The following is a 12,231-nucleotide window of genomic DNA, read 5'->3' on the forward strand; positions in this document are numbered from 1 at the left end:
ACATATGTAAAACAGCCCTTTTCAAGAATCCATCGATAAAAAAACCAGCAGCCAAACGGCCACTGGTTCCCCATCATATATTAAACTGTGTAACGCTCATCTTCTAAAATTTTCGCAGCAATTTCACGTTTCTTCGGAATTACGTTAAGTGGCGTGTGGCGAGTTAATTTGCGTAATGATGATAACATCATTCGCAGCATGTCGCCGTTTTCAACTGCGATAAGTGTTTCTTTCGCATCTGCTTCGATTTCGTTGAATGCTTCTTGGCAGAATACTTCAGTGTATAACACTTTTTGTTTATTCTTTTCAAGACCAGTTGTTTTAATTGCTTTTTCTGTACGAAGAAGAGCAGATTCCATTGCGTAAAGGTTGCTTACGATGTCAGCGATATTCACAAGAATTTCTTGCTCTTTATCTAATGCTTTACCATATTTTTGAGCAGCTAATCCAGCTACCATTAAGCCGATTTTCTTCGCGTTCTTTACTAAATATTTTTGAAGTGCTAATGGCTCATCGCCTACTTCTTCTGGCATCATCATCATTAACTCTTCTTGTAATTTTTGTGCTTTTTGAAGAAGTGGTAATTCACCTTTCATCGCTTTACGTAAGAACGTACCTGGTACGATTAGGCGGTTAATTTCGTTCGTGCCTTCGAAAATACGGTTAATACGAGAATCGCGGTACATTCTTTCAATCTCGTACTCTGCCATAAATCCGTAACCACCGTGAATTTGAACACCTTCATCTACCGTATAATCTAACACTTCAGAACCGAACACTTTATTTAAAGAGCACTCGATTGCATATTCAGCGATAGAAGCTGCTACTGCTTTACCGTCTTTTACTTCTTCTTCAGATAATGTGCTCATGCGACTTTCGAATAAACCTACTGTACGATATACAGAGCTTTCAGCTGCATATGTTTTCGCTGCCATATTCGCAAGTTTCTCTTGAATTAATGGGAAGCGAGCGATTGGTTGTTTGAACTGTTGACGTTGATTTGCATATTGTGCTGAAATTTCTACTGCACGTTTCGCAGATCCAACTGTACCAACACCTAATTTATAACGACCGATATTTAAAATGTTGAACGCAATAATATGACCTTTACCGATTTCACCAAGTAGGTTTTCTTTCGGTACTAATGCATCTTCTAAAATTAACGTACGAGTTGAAGAACATTTAATACCCATTTTCTTCTCTTCAGGGCCTGTAGATACGCCAGCATACTCTTTCTCTACGATAAATGCCGAGAAGTGCTCGCCGTCTACTTTAGCATATACAACAAATACATCAGCAAATGCAGAGTTTGTAATCCATTGTTTTTCACCGTTTAATACGTAATGTGTACCTTCTGCATTTAAACGTGCAATTGTTTTCGCACCTAATGCGTCAGATCCTGAACCTGGCTCAGTTAATGCATATGCAGCTAATTTTTCACCAGTTGCAAGTAATGGTAAATATTTTTTCTTTTGCTCTTCGTTACCGAATAATACGATTGGTAAAGATCCGATACCAACATGAGCACCGTGAGTGATTGCAAAACCACCAGCGCGCGAGAATTTCTCTGCGATTAACGCTGAGCTTACTTTATCAAGACCAATTCCGCCGTACTCTTCTGGTACGTCAGCACCTAATAAACCAAGTTCACCAGCTTCTTTTAAAAGACGCACAGAACGATCAAACTCGTGTTGCTCTAAATATTCAAGCTCCGGAAGAACTTCATTTACGATAAAGTCCTCAGTCGTTTTTGCAATCATTTTATGCTCAGATGAAAAATCTTCTGGCGTAAACACTTGATCAATCGTAATCTCATCTACTAAAAAGCTACCGCCTTTAACCGCACTTCCTACTGTTTTTTCCATGAAAATTTCCTCCTTTATATTTTCATAATCCGCTTCTCTCATTTTAAAAGAAGCTGGCTCTCACTTTTATTTTTTATAAAGTGAAACTTTAATCGGTGGGAGTTTTACTGCCCGTTAATGCGGGATACCCCTTTGTTGCTTCCATTCTTTGCTTTAGCGTCCTCACATTCTGAGCGAGCCGCTTACACTTTTTTTATAATCTAGTTCCAGCGGCTAGAATGTTCGGTGGCTTCGCTTCTTCCTGCGAGGCAAAAAGCGCCTCTACATCTGAAGCTCCATCCCCCTCACATTCTGAGCGAGCCGCTTACACTTTTTTTATAATAATTCAAATACTCCCGCTGCTCCCATTCCGCCGCCGATACACATTGTTACGATACCGAATTGTTGGTTGCGGCGTTTCATTTCGTGAATAAGGGATAGTGTTAGTTTTGCTCCTGTACAGCCAAGTGGATGTCCAAGTGCGATTGCACCGCCGTTTACGTTCACTTTTTCTTCATCTAAACCAAGTTCACGAATAACTTGGATAGATTGAGAAGCGAATGCTTCATTTAGTTCGAATAGACCGATATCAGATAGCTCTAAACCAGCTAATTTTAACGCTTTCGGAATTGCAGCAATTGGACCGATACCCATTATTTCTGGTGGTACACCCGCTACTGCAAATGAACGGAATTTCGCAAGTGGCTTCATGCCATCGCTCACTGCTTTTTCACGATCCATTAATAGTACAGATGCTGCTCCATCACTCATTTGTGAAGAGTTACCAGCCGTTACAGAACCACGAACGTTAAATGCTGGACGTAATTTACCTAAAATGTCTAGCGTCGTCTCCGCTCTTACACCTTCATCTTGTGCGAAAATACGTGTTTCTTCTTGCAGTTTGTTGTTTGCTCCAACAGTGCGTAACATTACATCTACAGATACTGTTTCATCAGCAAAGTTCCCTGCAGCTAATGCTTTTGCAGCACGTTGATGACTTCTTACCGCGAATGCATCTTGCTCTTCACGAGAAATTCCATATTTCACAGCAACTTGCTCTGCTGTATGTCCCATACCCATATAATATTCTGGAGCAGCTTCTACAAGGCGACTATTCGGACGAACAACGTGCCCCATCATTGGAACTAAACTCATTGATTCCGCTCCGCCTGATAATACAGCTTCAGAGTGCCCAAGCATAATGCGCTCTGCTCCGTAAGCGATACTTTGTAAACCTGAAGAACAGTAACGGTTAATTGTAATAGCTGGAACATCGTAAGAAAGTCCTGCTAGCCCGCCGATATTACGAGCCATATTTAAACCTTGTTCTGCTTCTGGCATCGCACAACCGAAAATTAAGTCGTCGATTGGCCCTTCATAATTCGCACGCTTTAACGTTTCCTTTACTACTAACGCCCCTAGATCGTCAGGACGAACTGTTTTTAATGAACCCCTCTTTGCTTTTCCAATTGGTGTTCTTGCTCCCGCAACAATGACAGCTTCTCTCATGAACGATATCTCCCCTCGTTATTAGTTACGTAATGGCTTTCCTTTTACAAGCATGTGCTGCATTCTTGCTTGTGATTTCATCTCACTTACTAAGCTAATAAATGCTTCACGTTCTACATCTAATAAATACTGCTCATCAACTTCTGTTCCGTACGGCACTTTTCCGCCCGCAATGACATATGCAAGTTTCTTCGCAATGTGAAGATCATGTTCAGAAATGTAACCTGATAAATGCATTGCTTCTGCACCAAGTACAAGCGTTGCATAGCCTGTTTCACCAACAACTGGTATCTTTTTACGAATCGGCGCTTTATAACCCGTTTCATATAAAGAAAGTGCCTTTTGTTTCGCATCATATAGTAAGTGATCACCATTCACACTAATACCGTCTTTATCGCCTAAGAAATTGTTAGAGACAGCTTCTTGCGCTGATGTAGAAACTTTCGCCATCGCTACGGATTCGAATACTTTATTCGCAACTTTTTGTAAGTCGAATTCTACACCGTTTGCCATTTTGTTTAAGTGTTTAATGTATAGCTCTTTGTTACCGCCTCCGCCAGGGATTAAGCCAACACCTACTTCTACTAAGCCCATATATGTTTCGCTAGAAGCTTGAATGCTCGCTGCTGGTAAACAAACTTCTGTACCGCCGCCAAGCGTCATRCCATATGGCGCTGCTACAACTGGCTTAGAAGAATACTTAATTTTCGTCATTGCATCTTGGAAGTTTTTCACAACCCACTCAATTTCAAAGTAGTTGTCATCTTGTGCTTCCATTAAGATCATTGCAAGGTTCGCACCAACGCAGAAGTTCTTCGATTGGTTTCCGATAACAAGACCTTTATAATTTTTCTCTACTTCATCAACAGCGTAGTTAATCATTTGTGTAATATCCATACCGATTGCATTGCTCTTCGAATGGAATTCTAAGCAAAGGATACCATCGCCTAAATCAATTAAGCTCGCTCCGCTATTTTTCTTTAACACACCGTTTTTCGCTTTTAATTGCTTAAGCGAAATTGCTTTTTTGTTACGTTCGATTAGCTTATATTCACCATTGTCGTAATAGTAGCTATCACCATTATCATGTTTATAGAAAGTAGCAAAACCTTTCTCTACCATTTCTTTCACCCAAGCAGGAACAACTGCGCCGTTTTCTTCCATCTTTTGAACGGACTTTTCAACGCCAATTGCATCCCAAATTTCAAATGGACCTTGCTCCCAGCCGAAGCCCCATTTCATCGCTTGGTCAATTGCAACGATATCGTCAGCAATTTCTTTATGAAGTTTTGCAGAGTATAAAAGAGTTGGTGTGATAATGTTCCATAACAGCTCTCCTGCGCGATCTTTCGCGTATACAAGCGCTTTCAATTTATTCGCTAATCCTTTTTCTTGCTTACTTAACTCGATGGATGCAGCTTTTAATTTTTTGCGCGCTCCATATTCCATCGTTTCTGGATTTAATTCTAAAATTTCTTTTCCTTGTTTTAAGAAGAAGCCTTGACCCGTTTTACTTCCAAGCCATTTTTTATCAAGCATGTCATGCATGAAAGCAGGTACTTTAAATACATCGCGCTCTTCTTCTTGTACATTTTCATATACGTTATTTGCAACGTGTACAAATGTATCTAAACCAACAACATCTAATGTGCGGAACGTTGCGCTCTTCGGACGACCAATTAATGGACCTGTTACAGAGTCAACTTCTCCAATGCTATAGCCACGCTTAATCATTTCTTGAAGCGTTACAAGCAAGCCATACGTACCGATGCGGTTTCCAATAAAGTTTGGTGTGTCTTTTGCGATAACAACGCCTTTTCCAAGAACGTCTTCGCCAAATAGTTTCATGAAGCTTAATACTTGTGGATCAGTTTCTTTCGTCGGTATTACCTCTAGAAGTTTTAAATATCGTGGTGGGTTAAAAAAGTGTGTTCCTAAGAAGTGTTTCTGGAAGTCGTCTGAACGACCTTCTGCCATTTTTTCAACGGAAATGCCTGATGTATTTGAGCTCACAATTGAGCCTGATTTACGAACAGCATCTACTTTTTCAAATAGTTTCTTCTTTATATCTAAGTTTTCAACTACTACTTCAATAATCCAATCTACGTCAGCAAGACGCTCAAGATCATCTTCAAAGTTACCTGCTTCAATCAGCGCTAGATTACCTTTCACTGTCAGAGGAGCTGGTTTTTGCTTTACTAGTTTTTGCAAAGCCGTGTTACTAAAACGATTTCTCACACTTTTATGTTCTAATGTAAGTCCCTTCGCTTCTTCTTCCTTCGTAAGCGCCGGTGGTACAATATCAAGCAATAATGTCGGAATACCAATATTAGCTAAGTGTGCCGCAATCCCTGAACCCATTACGCCTGAACCTAGAACAGCAGCCTTTTTAATTTGGAACATCCATTTCTCCCCCTATTCTTGAATGAATGCTCATTCAATTTTTCGACATAAGTCGCAATCAATGAGTGAGCCTCTACTAATAAATATATGATACAGTTTGAATTTTCGCAATATATTTATTGATAAAATTTTCTGAAATAAATATATTTCTTTCATTTGGCTATGCTATACATGTGTATTTTCTTTATTAAAATGCACTTTTCCTTTTTTATAATCTGACGAAACTGGAGGAATATATATGGCAAAACTTAAGAAGAACCCTTCAAAAGCTGGAATTAGCGCAGCAAGTGTAACTGGAAATGCAGGTCCGCATAATCACGGTGTTGAAAAAGGGCGTCAAAGCAATAACCAACAATATAAGAAGCATAATATGGGCGAAAAATAACGCTATATTTTTGGGCAGAGAACGTGGCATAATGATTAATGGCTGCTTTTTCTGCCCAATTTATTTGTACATATGGAAAACAAAAGAGGGAACGATGATGAAACGAACAATAATTATGATTGTAATGATTGCCACACTATTTACAGGGATGATTTTCTTTTCTTATGCACAACGGCAACAAGTTGTAAGAGCAGATCAGCCTAACATTACTGGGCAATACGGGATTACAATCGATGCAGACACAGGTGAAACTTTGTATGGAAAACGGGAAGATGAACGCTCTTATCCCGCTAGTATAGGGAAAATGATGACTACCTTACTCTTACTAGAGAATGTAAAAGAAGATGAAGAAATTACGGTTACAGCGAATGCGATTAAAACGGAAAGTCAAAGTAAAAAGATTAAGCTTCGCGCGGGTGAAAAGTTAAAACGTGATGAGGCATTAAAACTTATGCTTATTATTAGTGCAGACCCAATCGCTGAGTCAATCGCTGAACATATTGCGGGATCAAAAGAAGAGTTTGTGAAAATGATGAATGCTAGAGCGAAGGAACTTGGTACAAAGCATGCGACTTTCAAAAACGCAAGTGGTGCTGATGCACTTGGAAATAAAGTATCACCTTATGACATTGCTATTATTACGAAAGAAGCATTAAAGTATCCAATTGTTTTAGATTATATGAACTCAACACGTACTACTCTACATACTTCAGAGCGCTCTCCAAAAATTGCAAACTATGGACGAGAAGAACTATATGACGATTCATATGCCATTGGAAGTAAAAGCGGTTTATCAGCACTCGGAAAATACACAGTCGTAACAGTTGATGAAAAAGACGGTAAACGCGTCATTAACGTCGTGTTATCTTCTACTCGTACACAGCTATACCCTGATACGAAGAAAATGGCGAACTACGCATTTCAGCAATTAAAATAACCAAGGAGTATTTTCTCCTTGGTTATTTTTTGATCATACCTTTTAATACGAACGCAACGTTTGCTGGACGTTCTGCTAGACGGCGCATGAAATAGCCATACCAGTCGTTTCCATAAGGTACGTAAACGCGCATTTTGTAGCCTTCTTTTACTAGCTCAAGTTGACGCTCTGTACGAATACCAAATAACATCTGGAATTCAAATTGATCCCTTGGAATGTTGTGTTCTTCGGCAAGTTTTTTTGTATATTCAATAATCGCTTCGTCATGTGAAGCAATTGCAGTGTAATTTCCATTTAATAAGTGCATTTTAATAATTTTTTTATAATTGTCATCTACATCTTTCTTTTCCGGGAACGCTACTTCTTCAGGTTCTTTATAGGCCCCTTTTACAAGACGTAAATTAGGATTATAAGCGTTTAAATCTTCCATATCCTTTTCTGTACGATATAAGTAAGCTTGAATAACAGTACCAATATTATCGTATTCAGATTTTAATTGTTTAAAGATATCAATTGTTTTCCCGCAGCGCGTATAGTCTTCCATATCAATTGTAATAAACACACCATTTTCTTTTCCAGCTTCTAAAATACGGCGCATATTGTTCATTACGATTTCGTCAGAGATATCTAATCCCATAGAAGTCATCTTTAAAGAAAGCTGCGAATTAAGACCTTCTCTTCCAATTGCACGAATCGCTTCAATCGATTCGCTAGCCATTTCATTTGCTTCCGCTTCGTTATCAACGAATTCACCTAAATAATCGATTGTTACACAAAGACCTTGCTTATTTAATGCTTTAATTGCAGCTGTCGCTAATTCAATCGTTTCCCCTGCGACGAAGCGACCTGCACCAAAGCGTAAACCGTACTTTTTAGCCAGTTTTGTTAGCGCTTTATTTTTAGATAAGAAAAGAAACGAATTTCGCATTAATTGTTCCATGTAATTCACCCCTATGACTATGATTTATCTGTTTTTTACCCCTCTTCGAAATTATATCACTGTTTAAAATTATTTGATACAAATAATTATTTAGATAATTTATAAAATACTATCAAAACATTTAAAACCCTATATTCTCGTTTGTAAATATGAAGAAAATATTTTTCGACATTCAGAAAAAACGGGTTTACTAGGGAAAAAATGAGCATGCCGAAAATATTCGACATGCTCACAAAACCATTTATATTTCTTGTAAATTATATGAGGATATTAATAGCAAAAACTTGAGGTAACATTATCTCAAGCCTTCTTACTTCTCATTTCGCTTCTCATCATTCAGCTTTTTAATATTCGTAATTAACTGTACCATCTCTTCTTTTGCATCTGGATACGTCTCATTCCAATGTTTCACTAAAGCTGGCATCGTCTTAGCCATATAAGAATAAAGTGCCCATTTCTGTACCTGCTCTTTACGCTCTTCGTTGCTCTCTCCAAGTAATAGTTCCGTGTATTTCTCTAGCAAGCCATCAAACTGCTCATTAAACTTTTCACTCATCTTATTTTCCTCCTATATGAAAAAAGCAGCGAAAATCGCTGCTTCTTCTTATAATTTTGATCGAACAGAGTTTAATTTCTTCTCCATCGTGCTTACTTTATCACGACGATCATCGATACGAATTGTTGTCGCAACGCGCTGTGCACCTTTCGTATATGGAACTTCATGCATTTGTTGAATGACTTCTAAAATGACAGGAAGATCTCCTTCAATTACTGTATTCATCGGTGTTAATTGATACTTCACGCGATCAGCATTTTTCTCTAGCACCTTTTGTACTTCTGCTACATATTCACTAACACTTGGATTACCTGTTCCTACTGGAATAATCGATACATCAACAATTGCCATAATAATCTTCCTCCTATAACTGCTTCTTATATATCCATTATCTATTTTACCGAAATCCTCATCATTTTACTAATACGTTACTCTTCTACTTTAAACTGCTCAACCACTCTCTCTAAGTCCTGCATATTATCTGTCAAACTTTCCATCGTATGAGCTACTTTTTCTAAATGATTCACTTGTGACTCAGTTGCTGCATTTACCTCTTCAGAAACAGCCGCGCTCTCTTGACTTGTGCTAGCAATTGTTTGCATAACTTCTGTAATGTCTTCTTGCTCGTGACCTATGTTATTTACCTCTTCTACAATTTTTCCAACTGATGTACTAATTGTGCTTACAACTGACATAATTGTGCGGAATTCAGCCTCTGCCTCTGTCGTAACTTTTTTTTGTACATCCGCAATGTCTTTCAATTTACTTACAACTTCTACAACTCGTTTTACTTCTAACTGCACATCGCTAATCATTATTGCAATCTCACTCGTTGCCTCTTTTGATTGTTCAGCTAATTTTCGAACCTCTTCCGCAACAACAGCAAAGCCCTTACCTTGCTCACCTGCACGTGCTGCTTCAATTGAAGCATTTAAAGCCAGTAAATTCGTTTGATCCGAAAGACCTTTTATAAGTTCTACCACATTTTGAATCGATCCAACCCTTTGCTCTAACTTACCTGATGCTTCTTCCGTATGAACAACGATAGAAGATGATTGTTCTCTTGTACGAACTAAATTCCGCATCGTATTGAGTCCCTGCTTAGATGCTTCTTCCGCCTTGCCAGTCACTCCCTTTATTTCACCAACGGAACTATTCATTTCTTCCATCGACTGCGCCATATTTTCAAGTTGCGCTGAAACCTCCTCTACACTATTAGCAAGAGTAGACGCGCCTCCGCTCACATCATCCATTGCACCTGAAACTTCTCTACTAGCTGCTACAGTTTCATTCGTTAAATAATGCAGATTGTGAGTCGATTGCTGTACTGTCGATACACTATTTTTAATTTTACTTACCATTTCATTCATTTGCTCAACCATATCATTAAAGTGAGTCGTAAGCGTACCAACCTCATCTTTACTTGTCACCTTCATTTGTAGTGTTAAATCACCTTCCGCTACTTTTTGAACGTGATTTGTTAATAGTTGTAATGGTCTTGCTAATCTTCTTGAGAATATATATGATGCAACTATTCCAATTAATAAACTTATACACGCCGTTAAAATAACCGTATTTCTTGTTTCTATTAGTAAGTTATCAATGGACTCTTTCGGATATACAATCCCGATTTTCCATTTCATCTTATCAAACAATTGACTATAGGCTACTACATCTTTTCCGCCTAATGTCGCCGCTGCAAATTTCGTTTCATCTTTATTTAAACTTTTAACAAGTGGTTCTTTCGAAACATCTTTTCCTACCTTCTCTGGGTACACAATGGCAATATTTTTATCATTTATAATAAACATTTCTCCGCCATTATTATATTGAATATTATGGAGTAGCTTTTGAATCGTCCCTAGTGATACATCCATTGCTACAACACCTAACACAGAACCATCTTGCCTGACAATGGCTTTTGAAACTCCAATACTTAACTTACCTGTCGCGATTTCATATTGTGGTTGTCCCCAAATAATCGATTTTGTATCTGCTTCGGATGTTTTATACCACGGACGACTTGTTGGATCATATCCTTCAGGTACTTTTCCCCCATCAGCAAGATTTGCACTCAACGTTTTTTTATCTTTCGTCCCTATGTAGACATCTAAAATATCAGGATGATTCTTTTTAAACCTTGAAAATTCCTTTAAAATAAAACTCTCCTCTTCTGGAGTAACCCCATCTTGTAGCATGTTTTGAATATCATCATGACTTCCATAATGACCCATATCTTCTTCAATTCGCTGCATAAATGCAGTTAACTGCTCTGTCACAAGATCCATCGTATTTTCAGAATACTGGTCTAAGGAGTGCGTTTCTTTCTCTTTTTGCAATTGATACACAGCTGTACCTAATATTACAAACATCATAGAAATAAGCACCGAAAATACTACCGCAATTTTTAAACGTAAACTTCTCAACATCTTCCCTCAAGCATCCCCTTCTCGATGAATTTAATTGCATTAATCACTATATTAAGTATAATAGATAAATCTAAAAGCTCAATCTATATAGTTTAAAAAATTGAAATTTATTCTCATTTCAATCAACTTAGTTAGTATCGTAACACTTGTGTAAACACAAATAGTTCATTATCCTTAAACTATAATCTCATTCGTTCGGAGGGAACTATGCTACAAAAATTCGGTTTCTCACAATATGAAAGCCAAGCTTATGAAGTTGTCGTATCAAGCAATGACCCATTAGATGCAACAACTATCGTTAAACATTCAGGTGTTCCAAAAGCAAAAATATACGAAGTGTTAGCACGACTCATTGATAAAGGGATGGTAATGGATTCTGTTTCTGAAAAGAAAAAATTGTATACAGCATTACCACTCAAGCTAGCAATTGAAAAGTTAACGACAGAATTCCAATCTAATATTCAAGAACTTGAAAATAATATTTCTAAAAAGTCATTTACAGATGACCGCGTTTGGAGTTTAAAAATGCAGTCTTCTATTAAAGTACAAAGTAGGCAACTTATAGAAGATGCCAAAGAATCCATACGTATCTCAGCATGGAACGATACCCTTTTAGAATATCTTCCTTTACTAGAACAAAAAGCAAAACAAGGCGTCAAAATCGAGTCCCTCATAGTTGGAAAAGTAAAAACAGAGTTAGAAAACATGCATTTTCTAATCCCAACTGAAGAACCTAACGCATTAGAGCGTTATTTACTACTTATCGTTGACGACCGCGAAATTTTATTTGCTGGTGTAGAGCAAGAATCATGGCAAGCGATGAAGACAATGTCACAGCCTTTCGTGAAGTTCTTTACGGAGTTCTTCTATCATGACGTTGCACTTGCGAAGATTACAGAGAAGCACCATGATCTCTTTATGGAAGATGAGGAAATTAAGAGTTTGTTGATGAAATTGAGGTATTAAATGAATCATAAAAAAGGAGCCTAGTTTTTCACCTAGACTCCTTTTCATTTTGTTCTTTTATCCCCATCAAAAGCTCAATGATTTTCTCATTTTGCTCTACTTGTTTCTCTGAATTTTGATAGAGGAAACGAACCCATCTAAATACAAAAACAATCACAAATAACGGAAGTACTGTGAATATAAAACCAATAATTGAATAATCCATATACTATCACCTCGCTATATACTTCCTTCTTCATTTCTCTACTAACCCCTGCAATTT

At 37.8% G+C, this 12,231-nt stretch carries 11 protein-coding genes; 3 read left to right on the plus strand and 8 right to left on the minus strand.

What is annotated here, in order from left to right:
- Positions 1-80: 80 nt before the first annotated feature.
- From AC1DTM_RS01905 to AC1DTM_RS01915, 3 genes are all read right to left on the minus strand, one after another.
- Entirely contained in the window at positions 81-1,865 is a 1,785-nt protein-coding gene (locus AC1DTM_RS01905) for an acyl-CoA dehydrogenase family protein (RefSeq protein WP_016106544.1), read from the minus strand.
- Positions 1,866-2,180: 315 nt separating this feature from the next.
- Positions 2,181-3,353: an acetyl-CoA C-acetyltransferase gene (locus AC1DTM_RS01910; RefSeq protein WP_016106545.1), complete on the minus strand. Its 1,173-nt coding sequence runs from the start codon at positions 3,351-3,353 to the stop codon at positions 2,181-2,183.
- 21 nt (positions 3,354-3,374) lie between these two features.
- Entirely contained in the window at positions 3,375-5,756 is a 2,382-nt protein-coding gene (locus AC1DTM_RS01915; RefSeq protein WP_016106546.1) for a 3-hydroxyacyl-CoA dehydrogenase/enoyl-CoA hydratase family protein, read from the minus strand.
- A 238-nt stretch (positions 5,757-5,994) separates the two neighbouring features.
- Here AC1DTM_RS01915 and AC1DTM_RS01920 point away from each other — a divergent pair, with 238 nt between their 5' ends.
- Together AC1DTM_RS01920 and AC1DTM_RS01925 are read left to right on the plus strand one after the other, a co-directional pair.
- Positions 5,995-6,141, plus strand: coding sequence for a YuzL family protein (locus AC1DTM_RS01920; protein WP_002034611.1), 147 nt, complete (start codon positions 5,995-5,997; stop codon positions 6,139-6,141).
- 97 nt (positions 6,142-6,238) lie between these two features.
- The gene (locus AC1DTM_RS01925; RefSeq protein ID WP_033714898.1) at positions 6,239-7,078 is read left to right on the plus strand and encodes a D-alanyl-D-alanine carboxypeptidase family protein; all 840 of its coding nucleotides are present in this window, start codon (positions 6,239-6,241) and stop codon (positions 7,076-7,078) included.
- A 22-nt stretch (positions 7,079-7,100) separates the two neighbouring features.
- Here the strand turns inward: AC1DTM_RS01925 and AC1DTM_RS01930 are convergent, their stop codons facing one another.
- From AC1DTM_RS01930 to AC1DTM_RS01945, 4 genes are all read right to left on the minus strand, one after another.
- Positions 7,101-8,018 (minus strand): proline dehydrogenase family protein, encoded by a 918-nt coding sequence (locus AC1DTM_RS01930; RefSeq protein WP_002112697.1) that lies wholly within the window; start codon positions 8,016-8,018, stop codon positions 7,101-7,103.
- Between the two features lie 310 nt (positions 8,019-8,328).
- Entirely contained in the window at positions 8,329-8,574 is a 246-nt protein-coding gene (locus tag AC1DTM_RS01935; RefSeq protein ID WP_001290599.1) for a YusU family protein, read from the minus strand.
- Between the two features lie 48 nt (positions 8,575-8,622).
- Positions 8,623-8,925, minus strand: coding sequence for an MTH1187 family thiamine-binding protein (locus AC1DTM_RS01940; RefSeq protein WP_001018862.1), 303 nt, complete (start codon positions 8,923-8,925; stop codon positions 8,623-8,625).
- A 77-nt stretch (positions 8,926-9,002) separates the two neighbouring features.
- On the minus strand, positions 9,003-11,003 hold the full coding sequence (locus tag AC1DTM_RS01945) for a methyl-accepting chemotaxis protein (protein WP_477000018.1): 2,001 nt from the start codon (positions 11,001-11,003) through the stop codon (positions 9,003-9,005).
- Positions 11,004-11,210: 207 nt separating this feature from the next.
- Between AC1DTM_RS01945 and AC1DTM_RS01950 the strand changes: the two genes are divergently transcribed.
- Complete coding sequence (locus AC1DTM_RS01950) at positions 11,211-11,969, plus strand: TrmB family transcriptional regulator (protein ID WP_078173435.1); 759 nt, start codon at positions 11,211-11,213, stop codon at positions 11,967-11,969.
- Between the two features lie 28 nt (positions 11,970-11,997).
- On the opposite strand, the gene AC1DTM_RS01955 is transcribed toward AC1DTM_RS01950, so the two are convergent.
- Positions 11,998-12,174 carry a hypothetical protein gene (locus AC1DTM_RS01955; protein WP_246907484.1) on the minus strand — a complete coding sequence of 59 codons (177 nt, stop codon included), beginning with the start codon at positions 12,172-12,174 and terminating at the stop codon, positions 11,998-12,000.
- Positions 12,175-12,231 lie beyond the last annotated feature (57 nt).

The organism is Bacillus sp. P4_D3 (assembly GCF_056401855.1).